The following is a 23010-nucleotide window of genomic DNA, read 5'->3' as shown; positions in this document are numbered from 1 at the left end:
GGATTACTCCGGCAGCAGGCTTTCGCCAGCAAACAACTCGGCTACCGTCTCACGGCGACGCACTTCAAATGCCTGATCACCGTCCACCAACACTTCAGCGGCGCGGCCGCGGGTGTTGTAGTTGGAACTCATGACAAACCCATAGGCGCCGGCCGAATGCACAGCCAGCAGGTCGCCTTCTTCCAGGGCCAGTTCACGATCCTTGGCCAGGAAGTCGCCGGTTTCGCAGATCGGGCCGACGATGTCATAGGCGCGAGCCGCGGTAGTGCGCGGGCGCACGGCGGTGACGTCCATCCAGGCCTGGTACAGCGCCGGGCGGATCAAGTCGTTCATGGCCGCATCGACGATGGCGAAGTCTTTGTGTTCGGTGTGCTTGAGGTACTCGACCTGGGTCAGCAGCACGCCAGCGTTGGCGACGATGAAGCGGCCCGGCTCGAACACCAGCGCCAGGTCACGACCGTCGAGACGCTCGCGCACGGCTTTGATGTAGTCGGCCGCCAATGGTGGCTCTTCATCGCGATAACGCACGCCCAAACCCCCACCGAGATCGATGTGGCGCAGGTAAATGCCGCAATCGCCGAGACGGTCGACCAGGCCCAGCAGGCGGTCGAGGGCATCGATGAACGGAGGCAGGGTGGTCAGTTGCGAACCGATGTGGCAATCGACGCCGACCACTTCCAGGTTCGGCAGCTGCGCGGCGCGGATGTACACGTCCTCGGCGTCGGCAATGGCGATGCCGAACTTGTTCTCTTTGAGACCGGTGGAAATGTACGGGTGCGTGCCGGCATCGACGTCCGGGTTCACACGCAGCGAGATCGGTGCGCGAACGCCCAGTTCGGCGGCGACCACTTGCAGGCGTTCCAGCTCGTCGGTGGATTCGACGTTGAAGCAATGGACACCGACTTCCAGGGCACGACGCATGTCATCACGGGTCTTGCCGACACCGGAGAACACAATCTTGTCGGGGCTGCCGCCAGCGGCCAGTACGCGCTCCAGCTCGCCACTGGAAACGATGTCAAAACCGGCACCCAAACGCGCCAGGACGTTCAGCACACCCAGGTTGGAGTTGGCCTTGACCGCGAAGCACACCAGGTGCGGCATGCCGGCCAGCGCATCGGCGAAAGCCAGGTACTGGGCTTCGATGTGGGCGCGCGAGTAGACGTAAGTCGGTGTGCCAAAGCGCTCGGCGATGGCGGACAGGGCAACCCCTTCCGCGAACAGCTCACCGTCACGGTAGTTAAAAGCGTCCATGGCGTTCCCTTATTGGTAGACGTCGTGCTTGTGTGCTTTGGACGGCTGCTTTTGCGAGGACTGGGCCTGCTCGGCAGGATCCTGGGAATCGTCAGGCAGGTACAACGGGCCTTTTTGACCACAAGCCGACACAAGACAGGCAACCGCGAGGAGCGCGGCAAGGGAAGAGATCAGGCGCTTCATGGCGAAATCCTTGAAAATGCGTTAATTGCGCCGGAGTATACCGGCCACCCGGCAGCTTGCCTATGCGACGGGGCTCCCGTCCGGCGGGGCTGCGCCCGATGCCAGTAGGTTATGCACAATCCCTGTGGGAGCGAGCCTGTGGTGAGGGGATTTATCCCCGTTCGGCTGCGAAGCAGTCGCAAAACCGGTGAATGCGGTTTTTCTGATACACATCGTAGTCTCAAAATCAGGGCCGCTTCGCGACCCAACGGGGATAAATCCCCTCACCACAGACTCGCTCCCACAGGTTTAGCGCTTAACATATCGATAGCGGTACCTGATCGTTATCCTTTGCAATCACCGGGGCTCGCCCGTATCTTGCGGCGCTTGAGCGTGAACAGACACTTTTTGAGGTTGCCGCAATGAGTTTGACCGAAGCCCGTTTCCACGATCTGGTCGATGCCACCCAGCAGACGCTGGAGGATATTTTTGACGAGTGTGACCTGGATATCGATCTGGAGAGCTCGGCCGGTGTGCTCACCGTCAAGTTCGAAAACGGCAGCCAGTTGATCTTCAGCCGTCAGGAGCCACTGCGGCAGTTGTGGCTGGCGGCCGTGTCCGGCGGGTTCCACTTCGATTACGACGAAGAGAGCAAGCGCTGGATGTGTGACAAGAGCGACGAACAACTCGGCGAGATGCTCGAGCGCATCGTCAAGCAGCAAGCTGACGCCGAGCTCGACTTCGAAGGTCTGTGAGATCGTGACGCAACCTGCGCCCGTTCGTCCGCCCAAGCCGCTCTACAGCAATGTCAGCCCGGCGGTGCCTTCGCCGTGCAGCGGTGTGTGCCGGCTGGACGAGCAGAAAGTCTGCCTCGGGTGTTTTCGCCATGTCGAAGACATCCGCGAGTGGCGCTCGGCGGATGATGATCGTCGCCGTGTGATCTGCGCCCAGGCAGTCCAGCGCAAAGCCTTGGCATAAGAGCTTTTGTGGCGAGGGAGCTTGCTCCCGCTGGGCTGCGAAGCGGCCCCAAAAAGCTTACGACTGCTGCGCAGCCGAACGGGAGCAAGCTCCCTCGCCACAGGCAAGCCTCTCTCAAAAATGTCAGCGCAGGTGCGTGGTCGCCCCTGACTTGTATATTTATTGAGCTGTGATAGTGTCCAGAAACGCCTCAACCCATCGAGGCTCGTGAAAACCCCGCCTTTTTCTGGCGGGGTTTTGCTTTTTTTGTGCAGAAGAAAGGAGTCTGCCTCAATCATGACCGCACCTTCCATCACCCTTACTCGTCTGGACGTGCAACGTCTGGAGCGCCTGATCGACAGCCTGGATGACACGCTGCCGGGCGTTATCGCGCTGCAAACCGAACTGGATCGCGCCGATACCCTGGTCGGTCACGATGAAGTGCCCGCCGATGTCGTCACCATGAATTCCCGTGTGCATTGCCGCGAAGAAGGCAGTGGCAAGGACTATCACCTGACCCTGGTCTACCCCAAGGATGCCAACGCCGACGAAGGCAAGATTTCCATCCTGGCGCCGGTCGGCAGTGCGTTGCTGGGCCTCAAGGTGGGTCAACACATCGACTGGCCAGCACCGGGCGGTAAAACCCTCAAACTGACCCTGCTGGAAGTCGAATCCCAGCCGGCCGAAGGCGGTCATTTTCCGGAATAAACCACTTAGACCTGCTCGAGCGCCTCATTCAACGCGCGCTCCAGGTCGGCCTTGTAGCGCAAGTACAAATTGCTTGAACTCTGACCATCACCGAGCAGGCCCGACAAGTCCAGGTCGGTGATGTAGCAGCGATAGCGCTCGGTTTCCCGGCGCTGCTCGACGATTTCCCGGGCGACCACGCTGAACAACTGGTCGCCATGTTCCAGCTCTGAAAATTCCCGCTGATTGCAATACAACGTGACCTGCACCTGCCCCGGCGCGGCTTTGCCGATGATCGCCTGCACGTCGTAGAACGGTTTGTTGACCGGGGTTTGCGGCGCTGGCCGGGCCTCGACCCGACGCGCCCGGCCGGGGCCTGACGGCAACAGCTGGTAATACAATGTGTCGAGGTTCAGAGGCTGGGCGGTGTTCATCGGCAGCAAGGCGTCGCGTCGGTACTGGATTGATTGCAGGAACCGTTGCAGTGGCACCAGCAGGCTTTGCTCATCGTGATAGGGCAGACGCTGTTGCCACAGGGCATTGAACTCATCCAGCACGTACAGATCCGCCTGCTGATCGGTGATTCGGTAGAACACCTGGATGCATTCAGGCTGGCCCATGGGCAGGAGCAGCGCCAGGTCGTGGTCTTCCAGTGCCATCGGGTCCAGGTGCAGCGGGCTGTAGCTCGCCAGTTCTTCACCCAGGTAATCGAACAGCGCTGGCAACGTGGCGAGGGCGACGTGATTGACGTGGCCGGGCACCAGTTCCAGTACGTGATAATGCTGCTGGACCTGCACCAGATAACGATGATTGAGCTTGCTCAGCAGCAAGTTCTGCGCAGTATCGAGGACCTCTTCGACCCGTCGGGCGATAAATTGCGCCCGGTTGTGGCAGAAACAGCGAACCCGCAGTTTGGGCTGTTGGGGCCCGCTCGGCAGGTTGTTGAGATAGTCGCGCAGGCAGTCGAGCAGGGCGTGCGGGCCGTCGTAGCGGTTGACCAACACTTCGTTCCAGCTATTGAGCGTGACCTGGTCCAGGGTCAGTACCAGGTTTTCCCGCACCCCGGCGTAGCTCAGGGAATCGGTGCGTTCGGTGGTCATCAGGATATTCAGGTCGCGATGGTGCTTGAGCGGATCGACGCCGACGTTCACCAGAATCAGCACTTCACTTGGCACGCTGGCGCGCAGCAGCGGCTCTTCGGCGACGGTTGTCAACGGCAGGGCGATGCTTTGTTGCAGGCTGCCAAGCAGGTTGAACAGTTCAAATTCGCTCAAGTCGCTGGTGCCGGGGTGCAGGGCGAGGCGCGTGCTGCTGTCGATCACGCCGTTGCGGTGGCACCAGGTCAGCAGCTCCAGCAATTGGCGGCTGCGCTTGATCGGCGCGAAATGTTCCCATTCATGGGCGGTCAGGCTGCCGTTGTACAAGCCCCACTGGGTTTGTCCGGGTTCTTTTTTGTTCGGCGCCTGCACCAGGGTCAGGGTGTCTTCGGCCAGATCCGGAGCGATGCCGGGGTTGATGAACTCGACTTTGTCCGCTTTACGCTCAAAGGCTGCATACAGCCGCCGACCCAGCACGTTGAGGTCGCGTTTGTTGATCAGGCTAACGGTTTGCTCGTCGCGGGCGAACTGGGTCAGGAAGCGGTAGCTGTAATTCAGTTCGTTGACCAAGGCTCGGCGTTCAGTGCTGACCTGGCGGACTTTCCATTGACTGCGGCTGTCGAGCAGCGCCAGTTGCCGCGGATCCCAGTTCCATTCGTGAGCCAGCCGCTCAAGCAGTGAGCGCTGCCAGCTCTGGGTGCGACTGCTGCCGGTGAGCTTGCGGTTGACCTTCAGATACAGCGCGCGGCGTACCAGCTCAAGGCGCTCCGGCTCGCCACGCGCCGTGAGGTATTCCTCAATGCGTCGGTAGACCACGATGTAAGGGTCGAGCTCGTCGAGGTCCAGTTGATTGGCGAACACCGCTTGCTTGAAGCGCAGGCTCAGGCAATGAACCTTCGGGTGTTCGCTGGCGTAAACCTCGATCAGCAGCAGTTTGAGCACGGACTTGTAGGGCGACTCGATGCCCTTGAACAACTGCCAGAGCCCGGCGCCGATGAATTCCCCTGGGGGGATATAGGCCAGATGCCCCAAGTCCAACGACTCGTCTGCCCGAATGAAACGCTTGGACAGAAGCGTGTGGGTGTATCGATCGTAAGCAGATTCTTCATAGACCGGCACCAGCCACCAGATCGGCGTGCGACCGGCTAGCCAGATCGCGGTGCGGTAAAACTCATCCAGCAGCAGATAGTGCTGGGTCGTGCCGCAGTCTTCCGAACTCAATTGCGTATCGCGCTCGCCGAGGACGAAGCGGGCCGGGTCGATCAGAAAGAAATGCGCCTCGGCGCCCTGGCTCGCGGCCCAGATTTCAAGCAGCTGGCATTTCTTGCGCAGCTCGGCCAGTTCGTTTTCGCTCAAGTCCTGGGCATGACAGACCCACACGTCCATGTCGCTCTGATCGGCCTGGGCCAGGGTGCCCAGGCTGCCCATCAGGAACAGACCGTGAATCGGTCGCGGCGGATTGCTGCCGTGGCGCGGCTTGTAGGAGAACGATCGGGTCAGTCGTTGGGCTTCAGCGAGGGCGTTGGCGTCAGGCTCGAAATTCGACAGCCCGGCCGGCGTGCTACCTGACACATAGCCTGGCAACAATGGATGATTCACGTGGAAAAACAGCGGCAGCAGTGTCAGCACGGTTTGCTGTCGGGTCGACAGCCCTTCCACGGCACGGGCCATGCGGCCTTCGTTGAGTTTCAGAAAACGTGCGCGCAGCTGACTGAGAACCTTGCGGTCGATTCCCTCGTCCAGATCGGGGCGAATTTCATGGGTGCGGGTCATGTCAGCTCAAACCGGCTCGCGAGGCACGGACGTAGGGTCTGCGGATGAGGGGCAGTTTAGCGCCTCGGGCCCGGGACTTTTAAGCTGATTTTGTTTTTTGACGTCAGATTTCTACCGTGCGGTGGCCGCAGCTCACAAAGTGTGCCCGCGGAAATCCCGTAGCAGGGGTTTCCGTGGGCGATGCGCTAATACTCAGGCTGTTTCCTGGACGCTCAGAATCGTCAGAACGGTTTGTACATTTTGCGCAGCGTCACGACCCAGACTGGTCAGATAACCGCCATCTGGCTGGTCGATCAGTTCTTTTTCGTACAGGCGTTGAGCGGCAGCAATGGCTTTCGGGGCAGCGGTCTGATGAATTTTCAAACCTTCCTGGGAACTGTCCAGGTTGAAGAGTGCGAGGATTTCCAGTTCGGCAACCAACTCAGGGGTAAGCGACATAAGGACTCCAGACTTTCTAGGAATTGGACGACAGCGCCCCTAAGGTGAGCCCACTCGTGCGGCATGTCCAGTGCCTGCATCAGGGTTTTTTCACCACGGGATGCGTTCCCCGGCGGGTGGTGCGGCAGCGGGGTGGACTCAGTGTAGTCAGGGTGTGGGGGAAGACGGGATTGATGGGTGACAAATTGTGTGGGTGGAGATTACCTGTGGCGAGGGGATTTATCCCCGTTCGGCTGCGCAGCAGTCGCAAACCCTATGAGCGCGGTTTAATTGAATCACCGTGAACATGGATTTCAGGGCCGCTTCGCGACCCAACGGGGATAAATCCCCTCACCACAAAAGCCCGCGCCACATGAAATGGGGTTATTTCTTTTCCGGTGGCAGCTCGGGCAGCGCACGCAACGCTGTTTCGTACCATTCGGTGTTGAACGCGCGGTCTTCTTCGAGGATCGCGTCGATTTCTACCGCCAACACGTGGGCCATCAGGTTGAGGATTTCTTCACGCTCGTAACCCACCAGGGTCAGCTTGTTGAAGGTGGCCTTGGCCGCTGGCGGGTTGTCGCTTTCGATCTGGTTTTCGATGGCTTCGATCAGGGTGGTTTCGGTGAATTCTTCTTCGTCGATCTCGATATCAGTTGGCTCGCTCATGGCAGGCTCCTCAAGTTTAAGGCGGCCAGTTTACCTGCATTCAGCGCTGTGATGCTGCTGGCAGGAATCGCTCCGGCGTTCTATAAACAGGCACTGCCAACCCCGCACGGCCTGGAGGCTATGTGATGCTCAAGCTTTATGGATTTTCCGTCAGTAACTACTACAACATGGTCAAGCTGGCGCTGCTGGAGAAGGGCGTACCGTTTGAAGAAGTGCCGTTTTACGCGGGCACAAGCCCGGAGGCGCTGGCCATCAGCCCGCGCGGCAAGGTTCCGGTCTTGCGTACCGAGCAAGGTTTCATCAACGAAACTGCCGTGATCCTCGAATACATCGAGCAAAGCCAGAAAGGCACGCCGCTATTGCCGAGCGATCCGTTTGAACGGGCGCAAGTGCTGGCGCTGGCCAAGGAAATCGAGCTGTACATCGAGTTGCCGGCGCGCGCGTGCTACGCCGAGGCATTTTTCGGCATGCAGGTGCCGGAGGCGATCAAGGACAAGACCAAGGCTGAACTGTTGCTGGGGTTTGCGTCCTTGGGCAGGCACGGCAAGTTCGCCCCTTATGTGGCGGGGGACAGTCTGAGCATTGCGGATTTGTATTTCCTGTACAGCGTGCCGCTGGCTTGTGCGGTGGCGCAGAAGCTGTTTGATCTGGATTTGCTGGCCGAGATGCCGGCGGCCAAAGCGCTGTTGAAGCGTCTGGAGCAGAACCCGAACGTGCAGCGGATTGCGGCGGACAAGGACGCGGCGATGCCGGCGTTTATGGCGATGGTCGCGTCCAAGAAGTAGGTTTTGTAGCGGTTGTAAGATCGCATTCGCGAGCAAGCCCGCTCCCACATCAGATCGGCGGTGAACACACATTTTGTGAACCCCAAAGACCCAATGTGGGAGCGGGCTTGCTCGCGAAGCTTTTGACTCAGCGGCTGGCGAGCAATGCCTGACCGCGCGCCACAGCCTTCTTGACCTGCGCCGGCGCAGTCCCGCCGATATGGTCACGGGCGTTCACCGAGCCTTCCAGGGTCAGCACGGCAAACACGTCCTGTTCGATCTGGTCGCTGAACTTGCGCAGCTCCTCCAGGCTCATTTCCGCCAGGTCCTTGCCGCTTTCCACGCCATACTTCACGGCATGGCCGACGATTTCGTGGCAGTCACGGAATGGCAGGCCACGGCGTACCAGGTAGTCAGCCAGGTCGGTCGCGGTGGAGAAACCCCGCAGCGCCGCTTCGCGCATCATCGCGTGCTTGGGCTTGATCGCCGGGATCATGTCAGCGAAGGCCCGCAGCGAGTCGCACAAGGTGTCGGCGGCGTCGAACAGCGGTTCCTTGTCTTCCTGATTGTCCTTGTTGTAGGCCAATGGCTGGCCTTTCATCAAGGTCAGCAGGCCCATCAGCGCGCCGAACACGCGACCGGTCTTGCCGCGAACCAACTCGGGCACGTCCGGGTTTTTCTTTTGCGGCATGATCGAGCTGCCGGTGCAGAAGCGGTCTGGCAGATCGATGAACTGGAACTGAGCGCTGGTCCACAGCACCAGCTCTTCAGAGAAGCGCGACAAGTGCATCATCGCGATGCTCGCGGCCGAGCAGAACTCGATGGCGAAGTCGCGATCGGACACGTTGTCCAGCGAGTTACCGCCCACCGCGTCGAAGCCCAGCAGCTGGGCTGTGTATTCGCGATCGATCGGGTAGGTGGTGCCCGCCAGCGCGGCGCTGCCCAGCGGCATGCGGTTGGTGCGCTTGCGGCAGTCGACCAGACGCTCGTAGTCGCGGCTGAGCATTTCGAACCAGGCCAGCATGTGGTGCCCGAAGGTCACCGGCTGCGCGGTTTGCAGGTGGGTGAAGCCCGGCATGATGCTGCCGGCTTCACGCTCGGCCTGCTCCAGCAAGCCTTTTTGCAAACGGGTGATTTCGCTCAGGATCAGGTCGATCTCGTCACGCAGCCACAGGCGGATGTCGGTGGCGACCTGGTCGTTACGGCTGCGGCCGGTGTGGAGCTTTTTACCGGTCACGCCGATGCGGTCGGTCAGACGCGCCTCAATGTTCATGTGCACGTCTTCGAGGTCGATGCGCCAGTCGAACTGGCCGGCCTCGATTTCACCCTGGATGGTCTTCAGGCCATCGGTGATGCTGTCGCGCTCGGCGTCGGTCAGCACGCCGACCTTGGCCAGCATGGTGGCGTGGGCGATCGAGCCCATGATGTCGTGGCGATACAGGCGCTGGTCGAAAGTGACGGAGGCGGTGAAGCGGGCGACGAAGGCGTCGACGGGTTCACTGAAGCGGCCGCCCCAGGACTGATTGGTCTTGTCAGTGCTCATGAATTCGCTCGTGTCGGCTGAAGAAATAATGACGGTGGAAGCTGTCGCGGATAATAACAGGGTTGCCAACCCTGTCGCTGACGCTGGTCGACAGGTTTTTTTTTCGGAGCGCGGTCCATACTCAGGGCATGCCTTGTGGGAAATTGCGCAACGATATTTTTCGATTGAGCAATATCGTCCCTGCAACCGTCTACAGTTGGACAGTAGGATCAGCGCACTTCTCGGCGCTGCGGCTGACTATAAGAAGAGGGGGTGTTCATATTGTGTATCGGCAAACCCTACGGCGATACCTCGCTTACGCGGGCCAGAGCCTCCAATCATTTGGCAGATGAAAATTTAGCCGCCGGTCTCGCGGCACTTTTTGGCCCTCGCGCTAGTCTTAGCGTGGATCGCGGTGACGGACGTCACTTCACCTGTCTACGCTATCCTTGTGCGAGACTCACGCAGGAATCCAGCGCAATATGAATGTCCTGATCGTTGATGACGAACCCCTAGCCCGCGAGCGCCTGAGCCGAATGGTTGGCGAACTCGAGGGATACAATGTCCTGGAGCCCAGCGCCACGAACGGCGAAGAGGCGTTAGCGTTGATCGACAGCCACAAGCCGGATATCGTGTTGCTCGATATCGGCATGCCAGGCCTTGATGGCCTGCAAGTGGCTGCCCGGTTGTGCGAACGCGAAACCCCGCCCGCCGTGGTGTTTTGCACCGGGCCCGATGAATTTGCCGTGGAAGCCCTGCAGGCCAGCGCCGTGGGCTATCTGGTGAAGCCTGTGCGAACTGAACATTTACATGATGCATTGAAGAAAGCCGAGCGGCCCAATCGCGTCCAGCTCGCCGCCCTGACCCGTCCCGCCGCCGAAAGCGGTAGCGGCCCACGCAGCCACATCAGTGCCCGAACACGTAAAGGCATTGAGCTGATCCCGCTGGGTCAGGTGGTCTACTTCATTGCCGACCACAAATACGTGACCTTGCGCCATGAAGGCGGCGAAGTGCTGCTGGATGAACCGCTCAAGGCCCTGGAAGATGAATTTGGCGACCGTTTCGTGCGTATCCACCGCAACGCTCTGGTCGCTCGCGAACGCATCGAACGCTTGCAACGCACGCCGCTGGGGCATTTTCAGCTGTTCCTCAAAGGCCTCAATGGCGATGCCCTGATCGTGAGCCGTCGCCACGTGGCCGGTGTGCGCAAAATGATGCAACAGCTTTAACTCGCTGATCACAGGCGAATTTCACACCCGTTTGCTGGACGTCCGAGGCCAGGGAGGCCACGCAGTGCCTGATACAAGTCAAAGTGGATTTGGCTGAGCTGTTATTATCCGCCGTATCTATTCAGTACGGATTGATCCATGTCCTCTCGCGAAATCCGCATCGCCACCCGCAAAAGTGCTCTCGCCCTGTGGCAGGCCGAATACGTCAAGACCCGTCTGGAACAGGCCCATCCGGGTCTGCTCGTGACGCTGGTGCCCATGGTCAGTCGTGGCGACAAGCTGCTCGACTCGCCCCTGTCGAAAATCGGTGGCAAGGGCCTGTTCGTCAAGGAACTTGAAACCGCGCTGCTGGAAAACGAAGCCGACATCGCCGTGCACTCGATGAAAGACGTGCCGATGGATTTCCCCGAAGGCCTCGGTCTGTTTTGCATCTGCGAGCGCGAAGACCCGCGCGATGCGTTCGTTTCCAATACTTACACCAGTCTTGATGAGTTGCCGCAAGGCAGTATCGTCGGCACGTCCAGCCTGCGCCGTCAGGCTCAGTTGCTGACCCGTCGCCCGGACCTGGAAATCCGCTTCCTGCGCGGCAACGTCAACACGCGCCTGGCCAAGCTTGATGCCGGCGAATACGACGCCATCATCCTCGCGGCCGCCGGCCTGATTCGTTTGGGTTTCGAAGATCGCATCACCTCGGCAATCAGTGTCGACGACAGCCTGCCGGCCGGTGGCCAGGGCGCGGTCGGCATCGAATGCCGCAGCGTTGACAGCGAAATTCACGCGTTGCTGGCGCCGTTGCATCACCAGGACACCGCCACTCGCGTGACCGCCGAACGTTCCCTCAATAAACACCTGAATGGCGGCTGCCAAGTGCCGATCGCCTGCTACGCCGTGCTTGAAGGCGAGCAGATCTGGTTGCGCGGTCTGGTAGGCGATCCGAGCGGCGGCCTGCTGCTCAGCGCCGAGGCCCGCGCGCCACGGGGCGATGCAGAAGCCTTGGGCGTGCAAGTGGCTGAAGACCTGCTGAGCCAGGGCGCCGACGACATTCTCAAGGCGGTCTATGGCGAGGCAGGTCACGAGTGACAGGCTGGCGCCTGCTGCTGACACGCCCTGCGGATGAGTCGGCGGCGTTGAGCGGCGTTTTGTCGCAAGCGGGGATTTTCAGCAGCAGCTTGCCGCTTCTGGAGATCGAGCCGATTCCAGTTTCTGACACAATGTGCGAGGTGATTCAGGGACTGGATCGTTACTGTGCGGTGATCGTGGTCAGTAAACCGGCCGCCAGAATCGGCGTTGACCTGCTCAATCAGTATTGGCCACAGTCACCGTCACCACGCTGGTTCAGTGTGGGTGCGGCGACTGCACAGATCCTCGCGGATAACGGTCTGAACGTGAGTTTTCCCGCCGAGGGTGATGACAGCGAAGCCTTGCTTGAACTTCCTTCGTTGCGCGAGGCGGTTACCCGATCCGATCCGCGGGTGCTGATCCTGCGCGGGGAGGGCGGGCGCGAGTTGCTGGCTGAGCGTTTGCGTGAGCTTGGTGCTAGTGTCGAGTATCTGGAGTTATACCGTCGCGGCCTGCCTCATTACTCGTCGACGGTGCTGCCTGACCGGATCGAAGCGGAACGCTTGAACGGGCTGGTGGTCAGCAGTGGACAGGGTTTTGAGCACCTGCGCCAATTGGCGGGCGATGCCTGGCCTGCTCTTGCGCAGTTGCCGTTGTTTGTTCCAAGCCCCAGGGTCGCCGAGCTGGCACGTGCCGCCGGGGCCCAAACAGTTGTGGATTGTCGTGGCGCCAGTGCCGCGGCTTTGCTGACGGCGTTACGGGAGCATCCCGAACCCGTTCTCTAATGCAAAGGATGGATACGTGAGCGAAACAGCCTTGCCAAAAGAAGACGTGCTGCCGGCGCTTGAAGCGCCAGTTGAAACTCCGCCCGCTGCTGAAGTGCAGCGCAGAGGTAACGGGCTGGCAATCGTCGCGCTGCTGCTGGGCGCCGCCGGTGTTGCCGTAGGCGGTTGGGGTGTCTGGCAGGTGCGTCACCTGCAAGCCAACAACCAGCAGCAGTTGAGTCAGGTCCAGGCGTTGAATGATCAGGCGCAAAGTCTGAAGCTTAACGAGCAGCGCCTGAGCGCACGCCTTGAACAGATGCCTGCGGCAGAAGAACTGGACGCTCGCAGCCGTTTGGTGACGCAGTTGCAAGGCGATCAGCAACGCTTGAATCAGCGTCTGGAAACCGTCCTCGGCGCAAGCCGCAAGGACTGGCGCCTGGCCGAAGCCGAGCACTTGTTGCGCCTGGCCAGCCTACGCCTTTCTGCGTTGCAGGACATCAGCAGCGCCCAGGCCCTGGTGCAGGGTGCCGATGAGATTCTGCGCGAACAGAACGATCCAGGCTCTTTTGCCGCTCGCGAGCAAGTAGCCAAAACCCTGGTGGCGCTGCGCAGCACTGAACAGCCGGATCGCACCGGGTTGTTCCTGCGACTGGGCGCCTTGCGCGATCAGGTCATCAACCTCACCGAGCTGGCCCCCGAGTACAAGGATCGCGGCGAATCGCTGTTGGGCCTGACGGCCGACGGTGACGGCGCCAGCCGTTGGGCGCAGTGGTGGGACCAGATTTCGCGCTACATCCGCATCGACTTCAACGCCGACAAGAATGTTCGTCCATTGCTGGCCGGGCAGAGTTTGAGCCAAGTGCGTCTGGCCCTGAGCCTCGCTTTGGAGCAAGCGCAATGGGCTGCGCTCAATGGTCAGGCCGCGGTCTACACCCAGGCGCTGGCGGAGGCGCGGGATGTCCTGACGGGCAACTTCAACCCGGACAACCCTCAGAGCAAGGTCATGCTTGAGCAGGTGGGCGAGTTGAGCAAGCAGCCGGTGACGGTGGTCACGCCGGACCTGACCGGCACACTGAGTGCGGTTCAGGGGTATCTGGAGCGGCGTAACGTCAACGCCGAAGACTCGATCAAGCCGATGGCAAAACCGGCCGCGAACACTGTGCAGGAGGCCACGCCATGAAACGCCTCTATGTGATCGTGTTTCTGGTCATCGCAGCGGCCGCCGCACTGGGCCTGGCGATTGCCGAGCATTCCGGTTACGTGCTGATCGCCTACAAGACCTTCCGTTATGAAGCGAGCCTGTGGGCCACCCTGGCGTTGGTCGCGGTGCTCTGGCTGGTGTTCTGGGGCATCAAGGCGCTGGTCGAGCTGGTGATGACGTCCAGCGGCGTGGTCAACCCGTGGTCGCGACGCAATCGCAGTCGGCGGGTGCAAGTGGCGATCGAGCATGGTCAGTTGGACCTGGCGGAAGGTCGCTGGGCCAGTGCACAACGTCATCTGCATCGCGCTGCCGAAGCCGAACGCCAGCCGCTGCTCTACTACCTCGGTGCTGCGCGCGCCGCGAATGAACAAGGTCACTACGAGGAATGCGACAACTTGCTGGAGCGCGCCCTCGAGCGCCAGCCCCAGGCCGAGTTGGCGATTGCCTTGAGTCACGCCCAGTTGCAGAACGACCGCGGCGACACGGAAGGCGCCCTGGTGACGCTGCAAGCCATGCACGAGCGCCATCCTCATAACGTCCAGACCTTACGCCAGTTACAGCGTCTGCATCAGCAGCGCGGCGACTGGTCGGCCGTGATTCGCCTGCTGCCGGAGCTGCGCAAGGATAAAGTCTTGCCGCCCGCCGAGCTGGCCGATCTGGAACGCCGGGCGTGGGGTGAAAACCTTTCCCTGGCGGCGCATCAGGAGGCGGATGGCACGGTGGGGCTGCAATCGCTCAATCGCGCCTGGCAGCAACTCACCTCGGCTCAGCGCCAGGAGCCTCAGTTGGTGTTGGCCTACGCCGAGCAGTTGCGGCAACTGGGTGCACAGGTCGAAGCGGAAGAAGTGCTGCGCACGGCGCTCAAGCGCAAGTACGACAGTCATCTGGCACGTCTCTACGGATTGGTGCGCGGTAGTGATCCGGCTCGTCAGCTGCAAACGGCCGAGGGTTGGCTCAAGGATCATCCTGCTGACCCAAGTCTTTTGCTGACACTGGGCCGTCTGTGCCTGCAAAGCAGTCTGTGGGGCAAGGCGCGGGACTATCTGGAAAGCAGTTTGCGGGTGCAGCGCAACCCGGAAGCCTGTGCAGAATTGGCTCGGTTGCTCGCGCAGCTTGGCGACACAGAGCGTAGCAATCAGTTGTTCCAGGAAGGTCTGGGCCTGCTGGACGAGCGTCTGCTGGCGGCACCACTCCCAGCGCCCGTTTACGCCTGACGCGTTCCCCCTGTAGCAGCCTGCTGCTACAGGGGCGGGAGTCGTTATTGGGCGCGATCCGGCCGCTCGAATTTCATTGAATGTTTAGCTTTGTAGTCCCTGATCGGCTTTGTCCTACATCGGACTACATCAAGTCCTCTCGATGCTGTCGGGAATTCCCTACACTTCTGGTGAAGTGTCCGTGCCGGCCTGCCTTGAAAGGCTGGCGCGCTTTCCTCTACCGTAACCGCCTGTCTCTACTGTTACGGATAAGCCATGTTTTTGGCCTGCTCACGCTCCTTGTTTTTCATGGCTTTTATTGCAGGTGCTCTGGCCTTGGGCGTTTCCTATTACCTGGAATATGCAATCGGCCTCAAGCCATGCGGGTTATGCCTTTTGCAGCGAGCCTGCCTGGCGTTGTTTACCGGAGTCTGCCTGATGGCTTCGGTGCATGGCCCTGGCCGCTTCGGGACTTTTCTTTATTGGCTGCTCGGTCTGTCATGCAGTCTCGCGGGTATGGTCACGGCGTGGCGGCAGGTCTTGCTGCAAAGCGACCCGGCGCATCAGCTATCGACTTGCTTAACCCAGCCGGAGGCTTTGTACGAGAACCTGCCTTGGTTATGCCGGGTGACCCGGATGTTCAAAGGGGACGAAGACTGCGCCGAAATTTCCTGGACGCTGTTCGACCTGAGCCTTCCGGAATGGAGTCTGTTGCTTTTCGTGGCGTTGACGATTCTGGGGGTTTATCAGCTGCTGCGCGTTGTCTGGCTGGCCTGCGAACGACCGCTCAGCGGCGTGTCGTCGCACCGGGGGCTGACGGGTGATTAAACACTTGTATGAACTTTATCTCCTGCGTACCTTGAAGCCATTGTCGCGCGGGCATAATCTGGCCCGCACGTGTCATTGGAATTATGTTGCTCGATGACGCTCTGCCTGGCCGATTCTTGATTTTCAAGTTTGCGACAGGTGTAGGGCAGCATGACCCACAAGGGAAGAGAGATCACCATGCTCGAAAGTTGTCAGAATGCTCAGGAACGTTGGGGTGGAGTGCATCTGCTGATCGATCGCTGGTTGCAGGAGCGCGAAGAGCTGATTCGGACCTATGATGTTCTCGGTGCCAAGCCAGAGGCTTTGAGCGAAAACCGAAAACCTTTGCAGGAATTCTGCGGCGTGCTGGTCGATTACGTGTCTGCCGGGCACTTCGAGATCTACGAACAGCTGACCGGCGAAGCCAAGGCGTTTGGTGACAAACGCGGGCTGGAACTGGCCGAGACGATTTACCCGCGCATCGACGTCATCACCGAGAAGCTGCTGGCGTTCAACGACCTGTGTGATGCAGGCAAGTGTGTCGCGGAGAAATTCAAGGAGCTGGGCGGGCTGTTGCACGAGCGCTTCGAACTGGAAGATTGCCTGATCGAAGTGCTGCACACGGCGCACAAGGAAGAGGATTCGGTTCAGGCCTGAATCTCTCCTGCAAGACTAAAAAACGGTGCGCTCTGCGCGCCGTTTTTCGTTCTCGGTTCTCAGCTTGTGGCACCACGCAATTCGACTTCGAACACCAGCGGTGTGAACGGGGCAATCAGATCGCCGGCACCGTCCGCGCCATAGGCTTGAGACGATGGAATCACCAGGCGCCATTTCGCACCGACCGGCATGTTTTGCAATGCGCTGCGCCAGCCGCTGATTACGCTATCCAGACTGAACCACTGCGGCTTGCTGTTCTGATCGAACACGGTGCCGTCGGGAAGGCGTCCGACATATAAAACTTCGACCTTGCCACTAGGGCCAGCCTTGGCCCCCGTTCCCGGCGCCAACTCGGTCAGCAAAATCCCATCTGCCAATTCACGAACACCCGGTTTGGCTTTTTCCTCGGTGAGGAAACGCTGCTCTTTTTCCAGCGCGACTTCACTTTGCGCGAGGGCGGGTTGCTCGGCGACCTGGGTTTCGTGCTCGGCCAGAATCTGTTCGATCTGCTCGTCTTTCAGGGCCAGTGGCTTGCCTTGATAGGCTTGTTGCAAACCTTCGAGCAATGCCTGGAGTTGCAGGTCCGGCACCTCTTGGCGCAAGCGCTCACCCAGGCTTGCACCCAGGCTGTAAGCAAGATCGTGAGCCTCATTTGGGGTGGTTTTTTCGGCGGCCTGAGCCACGGAAAAAAACACACACAACGATAAAAAAAAGTAGCGCGACATGGGCACACTCCGATCTGAGATGCGGTGGATTATGCCAGTGTGGATGCGCTCGAAGGTGAACTGGTTTTGCGCCAGCGCAGAAGAATTTCAATCTGTTGCAACGCAGCGCTTTCGATACTGTCAACATGCCCTAGCGGCGGTGTCAGCAGAGGTCTAGTATGAGCCGCACCCACGTCAGCCAGGAGGTAAACCATGTCGGCCACCAAGAAGCCTGTAAATACCCCGTTGCACTTACTCCAACAACTCTCGGGCAGCCTGCTCGAGCATTTGGAAAACGCTTGTTCACAAGCCTTGGCTGATGCTGAAAAACTGCTCGCCAAACTGGAAAAACAGCGCGGGAAAGCGCAGGAAAAATTGCACAAATCCCGTACCAAATTGCAGGATGCTGCCGCAGCCGGTAAAGCCAAGGCACAAACCAAAGCAAAAGGTGCAGTGAAAGAACTTGAGGACTTGCTCGATGCCCTCAAGGATCGTCAATCCGAAACGCGCGGCTACATTCTGCAACTCAAGCGCGACGCTCAAGAAAGCCTGAAACTGGCCCAGGGTGTCGGTCGTGTACAAGAGGCTGTCGGCAAGGCGTTGTCCCTGCGTTCGGCCAAGCCTGCTGCGGCCCCTGCCAAGAAAGCCGCCGCTAAACCGGCTGCTGCAAAAGCACCGGCCAAGCCTGCTGCCAAGGCTCCAGTGAAAGCTGCCGCAAAACCTGCGACGAAAAAACCGGTTGCTGCCAGCGCTGCAAAACCGGCGGCTAAAACGACGGCTGCCAAGCCTGCCGCCAAGCCAGTGGCTGCAAGAACAGCTGCCGCTAAACCTGCTGCAAAAACCGCTGCTGCGAAACCAGCCGTGGCGAAAACCGCAGCGGCAAAACCAGCTGCAAAATCGGCAGTAAAACCAGCCGCTAAAACGGCCGCTGCAAAACCTGCTGCCAAGCCGGCAGCAAAACCTGCTGTTGCTAAAACTACTGCAGGCAAGCCAGCTGCAAAACCGGCTGCTAAACCAGCTGCAAAAGCTGCGGCGAAACCAGCTCCTAAACCTGCTGCCAAAACAGCTGCCGCGAAACCCGCTGCCGCCGCCAAACCTGCTGCAGCGAAACCAGCAGCCAAACCTGCCGCTGCCAAACCAGCTGCCGCGAAGCCAGCTGCAAAACCTGCTGCCAAGCCCGCCGTGAAAAAACCGGCCGCTACTGCCAAGCCAGCGACTGCACCCGTTGCCAAACCAGCGACTCCAACGCCGTCGCCAGCTGCATCGGCTTCGCCTGCTCCAGCAGCCTCCACCTCGACCCCATCGTCTGCGCCAACGCCAGCCGCACCGTCGAGCACCACCCCAACCAGCGCTTCCTAAGTGCCGGTTGCCGCGACGCGCAGCTGATGCAGCGCGCCGCGGTCCAGGTGGACGGCGCCCGCCGTCACACCTTCCAGCCAGGCCGTTAGATCGGTCACCTCATACTGCGGCCAACTCTGTGCCGACCGCTCCAGCCGCCACAACAGATGCCGCTCGGCTTCCAGTTCCAGTGTCTTCACTTGTTCGCGCAACGTATTCAGCTCGGCGTCCTTCGTCGCGACGGCTTTCCATTGCATGCGCAATGCTCGCAGTGGTCGCACGACATCGGCATCCCAGGGCTCGGCCACGTCGCGAAGCAGCTGCAATCGTTGCTCGTTGCAGGCGACGCCTCGGTCTCCCAGCCATAACCCACAGAGCAGCAGGCACACATTCACGCCTGCCGACTGCAATTGCAGGCACGCATCTTCAACGCCGGGACGCGCGTAGGTGGTAAGGGAAAAGCTCCACAGGTCAGAGGACATAGTGCTACTCGCGCCAGTTGCGAGCGAAGCTGGTAGACTCCGCCGCCATTATGATTCGACTTCAGAACCTGACTTTACAGCGTGGCCCTCAACGTCTGCTAGAAGACGCTGAGCTGACCCTGCACGCCGGCCACAAAGCCGGCCTCATCGGTGCCAACGGCGCCGGCAAATCGAGCCTGTTCGCCTTGATCCGGGGCGAACTGCACCCGGACTCGGGTGACTGCTTCCTGCCGGCCGACTGGCGCATCGCCCACATGCGCCAGGAAATCGAGACCCTGGAACGCCTGGCGGTCGACTACGTGCTCGATGGTGACCTGCGCCTGCGTGAGGTGCAACGCGACCTCGCCGCGGCTGAAGCCTCCCATGACGGCGCGGCTCAGGCCCGCCTGCACTCGGAACTCGACAGCGCCGACGGGTACACCGCCGACGCTCGTGCCCGCAAGCTCCTGGCCGGCCTTGGGTTCACCAACGAGCAGATGGATCGTCCGGTAGGAGATTTCTCTGGTGGCTGGAGGATGCGTCTGAACCTGGCGCAGGCTTTGATGTGCCCCTCGGACCTGTTACTGCTCGACGAACCGACCAACCACTTGGACCTCGACGCCATCATCTGGCTCGAAGATTGGCTGAAAAGCTATCCGGGCACCTTGCTGCTGATTTCCCACGACCGGGACTTCCTCGACGCCGTGGTCGATCACGTCGCCCACGTTGACCAGCGCAAGATCACTCTGTACCGCGGTGGTTATAGCGCCTTCGAACGCGCCCGTGCCGAACGCCTGGCCCAGCAACAGCAGGCCTACGAGAAGCAGCAGGCGCAACGTGCGCACATGGAAAGCTACATCGCCCGTTTCAAGGCCCAGGCCACCAAGGCCCGTCAGGCCCAGAGCCGGATCAAGGCGCTGGAGCGGATGGAGGAACTGTCCGCCGCCCACGTCGATTCGCCGTTCGACTTCGTCTTCCGCGAATCGCAGAAAATCTCCAGCCCGTTGATTGATCTGTCGGATGCTCGCCTGGGTTATGGCGACAAAGCCGTGCTGGAGAAGGTCAAGCTGCAACTGACCCCCGGCGCACGGATCGGTTTGCTCGGCCCGAACGGCGCCGGTAAATCGACCCTGATCAAAAACCTCGCCGGTGAACTGTCGCCGCTGGCCGGTCGCCTGACCCGTGGCGAGAACACGGTCGTGGGCTACTTCGCCCAGCATCAGCTGGACTCTCTCGATTCCAAGGCCAGCCCGTTGCTGCATTTGCAGCGCCTGGCACCGACCGAGCGCGAGCAGACCCTGCGTGATTTCCTTGGCGGTTTCGACTTCCGTGGCGCGCGCATCGATGAGCCGGTGCTGAATTTCTCCGGTGGCGAAAAGGCCCGCCTGGCCCTGGCATTGATTGCCTGGGACCGGCCGAACCTGTTGTTGCTCGACGAACCGACCAACCACCTGGACCTGGAAATGCGCCTCGCGCTGACCATGGCCCTGCAGGAATTCAGTGGCGCAGTGCTGGTGGTCTCCCACGATCGTCATTTGCTCAAAAGCACCACCGACAATTTCTATCTGGTGGCGGACGGCAAGGTCGAGGAGTTCGACGGCGACCTCGAAGACTATGCTCGTTGGCTGGTCGACTACCGTCAGCGCAACGCCCCGGTCAGCAACACCCCGGTCAACCCGGACAAGACCGACAAGAAGGCCCAGCGCCAGGCTGCTGCTGCGTTGCGTCAGCAACTGGCACCGCACAAGCGTGAGGCTGACAAGCTCGAAGCCGAGTTGGGCAAGCTGCACGAGAAACTGGCGAAGATTGATACCAGCCTCGGCGACAGCGACATCTACGAACCGGCGCGCAAGAACGATTTGCGTGATCTGCTGGCTGAACAGGCCAAGCTGAAGGTGCGTGAAGCCGAACTCGAAGAAGCCTGGATGGAAGCCCTGGAACTGCTCGAAAGCATGCAGGCGGAGCTGGAGGCGCTGTCCTGATGGAAGCTTTCAAGCTGCCGGCGGGGTGGGGCGAGCCGATCTGGTTCGCCGCGCAAATCCTGCTGATTCTGTTGGCGGGTTATTTTGCTCAGCGTTTCGTCGCCAAATGCCTGACTCGCCTGGGTGAGCGCTACCCGTTTCCACCGCAGCTTTTGATGCCGCTGCGCGGCGGTTTGCGCTGGCTGATCATGGGCAGTGCGCTGATTTTCGTGCTGGAACGCCTCGGCGTCTCGGCCACTGTGCTTTGGACCGCGTTGTCCGGGTTTGTGGCGGTGGCGGTGGCGTTCTTCGCCATGTGGAGCGTGCTCTCCAACCTGCTCTGCGCGATCCTGATCTTCACCGTCGGCCCGTTCCGCATCGGTGACGTCGTCGAACTGGTGGACACCACCGACAAGCCCGGCGTCAAAGGTCGGGTGGTGGCGATCAATCTGCTTTACACCACGCTGATTGAAGCGGAAGAACTAGGGACGGGTAGCGCCATGGTGCAAGTGCCCAACAGCCTGTTCTTCCAGCGCTCGGTTCGACGCTGGCGCGGCACGGATGTGTTTCCGTTGAGCGGGATCGAAAAGTAAGCCTTCTGTTGCCTGACCGTCCGCCTTCGCGAGCAAGCCCGCTCCCACAGTTGACCGCGTTTTTGTTTAGAGACTCGGTTTAATGTGGTAGCGGGCTTGCTCGCGAAGGGGCCCTAAAGTCATAAAACGCTGGTCGGCAGTCGCTCTGTCCGACAAAAAATCGGTAGTCATCCGCCCAAAGCCGCATTAGCTTAGATGTCTGTCACGAGTCTGAGTCGAGGTGTGCAATGGAGCTTCAAACATGGCTGGCGTTTTTTGCCGCCTGCTGGGTAATCAGCCTGTCTCCCGGTGCCGGCGCCATTGCGTCGATGTCCAGTGGTCTGCAATACGGTTTCTTGCGCGGTTACTGGAACGCCCTGGGCCTGCAATTGGGCCTGGCATTGCAGATCGCGATTGTTGGCGCCGGCGTGGGCGCGATTCTCACGGCATCGGCCACGGCTTTCTACGCGATCAAGTGGTTCGGCGTGGCGTATCTGGTTTATCTCGCAATCAAGCAATGGCGCGCACTGCCCAGCGACATGAGCGATGACGCGGCCGTGCGTCAGATTGGCAAGCCGCTGGCGTTGGTGTTCCGTGGATTCCTGGTCAACATCAGCAATCCCAAGGCGCTGGTGTTCATGCTGGCGGTGTTGCCGCAGTTTATTGATCCACACGCGCCGCTGCTGGCCCAATACTTGATCATTGGCGTGACCATGGTCTGTGTCGACCTGATCGTCATGGCCGGCTACACCGGGTTGGCGTCGAAGGTGCTGCGCCTGTTGCGCACGCCCAAGCAGCAAAAACGCATGAACCGCACGTTTGCCGGGCTGTTCATTGGTGCGGCTGCGTTTATGGCGACCCTGCGCAAAGTCGCGGTGTAAACCTCTCAAGGGAGACCCGATCCATTGTGGCGAGCGAGCTTGCTCGCGCTGGGTTGCGCAGCGGCCCCAATAGTGCGAGCGCTGCGCACTCGAGCAAAAGGAGCAAGCTCCCTCGCCACAGGGTGATCGGCTTCAGGCTTAGCGCAGGATGACCGGCGCAGTATCCGGCGGCAGGTCGTTGCGCGGCTGCGGTTGTCCTGACGGCACATAACTGCCATCCCCCAGCTGTTCGCTCAACTGACGCGCCACATCTTCGCCCAACGACCTCGACACGTCCCGCACCACCCGTGGCCGGTTCAGCGAGACGTGGATATCCCGATCATTCACCAGTTTGGTGTCCTGGGCTTCGCCCATGGCCGTGAACGCCGAGGTGATCTCGTAGGTCCTGGTGTTGATCAGGCTGAAATCCGCCACCAGGGTCAGTGCCAGCACCGCCGAATAGCTGTCGGTATTGGCCAGCTCATTCATGTCCTGGGTGAAGTCGATGTCCGACAGCGTGCCGAACAGCACGTAGTCGGCGCCTTTGAAGTGGCCAGCCTTGATGCGTTTGATCACGTCGTACACATCGCTTTTGGCGCTGGCGGTGTAGGGCGTGCCCTGGATCAGCTGGAACATGCCGGTCTTGAGCATCTGACCTTTGATGTCACCACTGAAGCGGCGGATTTCGGTCTGCTCCAGGTAGCTGTTCTGCGTGGTGTACTCGTCATAACTGGACGAGCCACTGGCGCCGTAATAATCCTGTTGATGATTGTCCCGGGCCGCGATCACGTGGACGTATTGATCCACGCTGGCCTCGTAGGCAAGGTCGGTGACAGCGATTTTCGGGGCCGCCTGTACGCCAACGGCGCAGGCCAGGGCCATGATGCCAATCCATGCACGCATTG

24 protein-coding genes and 1 pseudogene are annotated in these 23010 nt (G+C 60.4%); 16 read left to right on the top strand and 9 right to left on the bottom strand.

Features of this window, described 5'->3' with window-relative positions:
* Positions 1 to 3: 3 nt before the first annotated feature.
* Positions 4 to 1251 (bottom strand): diaminopimelate decarboxylase, encoded by a 1248-nt coding sequence (gene lysA, locus ACA053_RS28320; protein ID WP_497394177.1) that lies wholly within the window; start codon positions 1249 to 1251, stop codon positions 4 to 6.
* Between the two features lie 9 nt (positions 1252 to 1260).
* Positions 1261 to 1434, bottom strand: a complete 174-nt coding sequence (lptM, locus tag ACA053_RS28315) for an LPS translocon maturation chaperone LptM (protein ID WP_075946461.1) — start codon at positions 1432 to 1434, stop codon at positions 1261 to 1263.
* 401 nt (positions 1435 to 1835) lie between these two features.
* On the opposite strand from lptM, the gene cyaY reads away from it, so the two are divergent.
* The 3 genes from cyaY (at position 1836) to rnk (ending at position 3078) form a co-directional block, all read left to right on the top strand.
* Positions 1836 to 2168, top strand: coding sequence for an iron donor protein CyaY (gene cyaY / locus ACA053_RS28310; RefSeq protein ID WP_008150266.1), 333 nt, complete (start codon positions 1836 to 1838; stop codon positions 2166 to 2168).
* Positions 2169 to 2172: 4 nt separating this feature from the next.
* A complete protein-coding gene (locus ACA053_RS28305; protein WP_010465092.1) occupies positions 2173 to 2391 on the top strand; it encodes a DUF1289 domain-containing protein in 219 nt (72 codons plus the stop codon).
* Positions 2392 to 2667: 276 nt separating this feature from the next.
* Positions 2668 to 3078, top strand: coding sequence for a nucleoside diphosphate kinase regulator (gene rnk, locus ACA053_RS28300; protein WP_046045088.1), 411 nt, complete (start codon positions 2668 to 2670; stop codon positions 3076 to 3078).
* Between the two features lie 5 nt (positions 3079 to 3083).
* On the opposite strand, the gene ACA053_RS28295 is transcribed toward rnk, so the two are convergent.
* From ACA053_RS28295 to ACA053_RS28285, 3 genes are all read right to left on the bottom strand, one after another.
* The gene (locus ACA053_RS28295; RefSeq protein WP_109635823.1) at positions 3084 to 5927 is read right to left on the bottom strand and encodes a class I adenylate cyclase; all 2844 of its coding nucleotides are present in this window, start codon (positions 5925 to 5927) and stop codon (positions 3084 to 3086) included.
* Between the two features lie 192 nt (positions 5928 to 6119).
* Positions 6120 to 6365, bottom strand: coding sequence for a TIGR02647 family protein (locus tag ACA053_RS28290; protein ID WP_094470036.1), 246 nt, complete (start codon positions 6363 to 6365; stop codon positions 6120 to 6122).
* Positions 6366 to 6728: 363 nt separating this feature from the next.
* On the bottom strand, positions 6729 to 7013 hold the full coding sequence (locus ACA053_RS28285; protein WP_109635822.1) for a hypothetical protein: 285 nt from the start codon (positions 7011 to 7013) through the stop codon (positions 6729 to 6731).
* A 125-nt stretch (positions 7014 to 7138) separates the two neighbouring features.
* On the opposite strand from ACA053_RS28285, the gene ACA053_RS28280 reads away from it, so the two are divergent.
* Positions 7139 to 7798, top strand: a complete 660-nt coding sequence (locus ACA053_RS28280; protein ID WP_497314440.1) for a glutathione S-transferase family protein — start codon at positions 7139 to 7141, stop codon at positions 7796 to 7798.
* A gap of 127 nt (positions 7799 to 7925) precedes the next feature.
* Here the strand turns inward: ACA053_RS28280 and argH are convergent, their stop codons facing one another.
* Positions 7926 to 9320: an argininosuccinate lyase gene (gene argH / locus ACA053_RS28275; protein WP_497394175.1), complete on the bottom strand. Its 1395-nt coding sequence runs from the start codon at positions 9318 to 9320 to the stop codon at positions 7926 to 7928.
* 342 nt (positions 9321 to 9662) lie between these two features.
* Here argH and ACA053_RS28270 point away from each other — a divergent pair.
* The 8 genes and pseudogenes from ACA053_RS28270 to rsd all read left to right on the top strand — a co-directional run.
* Positions 9663 to 9785, top strand: a pseudogene (locus ACA053_RS28270) (sensor histidine kinase); the annotation flags it as partial.
* On the top strand, positions 9782 to 10528 hold the full coding sequence (locus ACA053_RS28265) for a LytR/AlgR family response regulator transcription factor (RefSeq protein ID WP_109635818.1): 747 nt from the start codon (positions 9782 to 9784) through the stop codon (positions 10526 to 10528). The pseudogene ACA053_RS28270 and the gene ACA053_RS28265, both read left to right, overlap by 4 nt.
* A gap of 138 nt (positions 10529 to 10666) precedes the next feature.
* A complete protein-coding gene (gene hemC / locus ACA053_RS28260; RefSeq protein ID WP_109635816.1) occupies positions 10667 to 11608 on the top strand; it encodes a hydroxymethylbilane synthase in 942 nt (313 codons plus the stop codon).
* Complete coding sequence (locus ACA053_RS28255) at positions 11605 to 12372, top strand: uroporphyrinogen-III synthase (RefSeq protein WP_497314438.1); 768 nt, start codon at positions 11605 to 11607, stop codon at positions 12370 to 12372. The genes hemC and ACA053_RS28255 overlap by 4 nt, the downstream gene beginning before the upstream one ends.
* Positions 12373 to 12388: 16 nt before the next feature.
* On the top strand, positions 12389 to 13531 hold the full coding sequence (locus ACA053_RS28250) for a uroporphyrinogen-III C-methyltransferase (RefSeq protein ID WP_109635813.1): 1143 nt from the start codon (positions 12389 to 12391) through the stop codon (positions 13529 to 13531).
* Complete coding sequence (locus ACA053_RS28245) at positions 13528 to 14766, top strand: heme biosynthesis protein HemY (protein ID WP_010465069.1); 1239 nt, start codon at positions 13528 to 13530, stop codon at positions 14764 to 14766. Before ACA053_RS28250 ends, ACA053_RS28245 begins: the two co-directional genes overlap by 4 nt.
* A gap of 255 nt (positions 14767 to 15021) precedes the next feature.
* Positions 15022 to 15573: a disulfide bond formation protein B gene (locus ACA053_RS28240; RefSeq protein WP_497314433.1), complete on the top strand. Its 552-nt coding sequence runs from the start codon at positions 15022 to 15024 to the stop codon at positions 15571 to 15573.
* 177 nt (positions 15574 to 15750) lie between these two features.
* Positions 15751 to 16209 (top strand): sigma D regulator, encoded by a 459-nt coding sequence (gene rsd / locus ACA053_RS28235; protein WP_109635809.1) that lies wholly within the window; start codon positions 15751 to 15753, stop codon positions 16207 to 16209.
* 59 nt (positions 16210 to 16268) lie between these two features.
* On the opposite strand, the gene ACA053_RS28230 is transcribed toward rsd, so the two are convergent.
* Positions 16269 to 16934 (bottom strand): FKBP-type peptidyl-prolyl cis-trans isomerase, encoded by a 666-nt coding sequence (locus tag ACA053_RS28230; RefSeq protein ID WP_497394174.1) that lies wholly within the window; start codon positions 16932 to 16934, stop codon positions 16269 to 16271.
* Positions 16935 to 17126: 192 nt separating this feature from the next.
* Between ACA053_RS28230 and ACA053_RS28225 the strand changes: the two genes are divergently transcribed.
* Positions 17127 to 18272 carry an AlgP family protein gene (locus ACA053_RS28225; protein WP_497314429.1) on the top strand — a complete coding sequence of 382 codons (1146 nt, stop codon included), beginning with the start codon at positions 17127 to 17129 and terminating at the stop codon, positions 18270 to 18272.
* On the opposite strand, the gene ACA053_RS28220 is transcribed toward ACA053_RS28225, so the two are convergent.
* A complete protein-coding gene (locus ACA053_RS28220; RefSeq protein ID WP_497394173.1) occupies positions 18269 to 18733 on the bottom strand; it encodes a TIGR02444 family protein in 465 nt (154 codons plus the stop codon). The genes ACA053_RS28225 and ACA053_RS28220 overlap by 4 nt on opposite strands.
* Before the next feature lie 50 nt (positions 18734 to 18783).
* On the opposite strand from ACA053_RS28220, the gene ACA053_RS28215 reads away from it, so the two are divergent.
* From ACA053_RS28215 to rhtB, 3 genes are all read left to right on the top strand, one after another.
* Entirely contained in the window at positions 18784 to 20694 is a 1911-nt protein-coding gene (locus ACA053_RS28215; protein WP_109635802.1) for an ATP-binding cassette domain-containing protein, read from the top strand.
* Positions 20694 to 21266, top strand: coding sequence for a mechanosensitive ion channel domain-containing protein (locus ACA053_RS28210; RefSeq protein ID WP_497394172.1), 573 nt, complete (start codon positions 20694 to 20696; stop codon positions 21264 to 21266). The genes ACA053_RS28215 and ACA053_RS28210 overlap by 1 nt, the downstream gene beginning before the upstream one ends.
* Positions 21267 to 21493: 227 nt before the next feature.
* On the top strand, positions 21494 to 22126 hold the full coding sequence (gene rhtB, locus ACA053_RS28205) for a homoserine/homoserine lactone efflux protein (protein ID WP_497314423.1): 633 nt from the start codon (positions 21494 to 21496) through the stop codon (positions 22124 to 22126).
* A gap of 138 nt (positions 22127 to 22264) precedes the next feature.
* On the opposite strand, the gene ACA053_RS28200 is transcribed toward rhtB, so the two are convergent.
* Entirely contained in the window at positions 22265 to 23008 is a 744-nt protein-coding gene (locus ACA053_RS28200) for a penicillin-binding protein activator LpoB (protein ID WP_497314421.1), read from the bottom strand.
* Positions 23009 to 23010 lie beyond the last annotated feature (2 nt).

This window comes from Pseudomonas sp. LBUM1672, from assembly GCF_059695655.1.
Note: the sequence above shows the minus strand (reverse complement) of the source record. Positions and strands in the feature narration are given on the sequence as shown.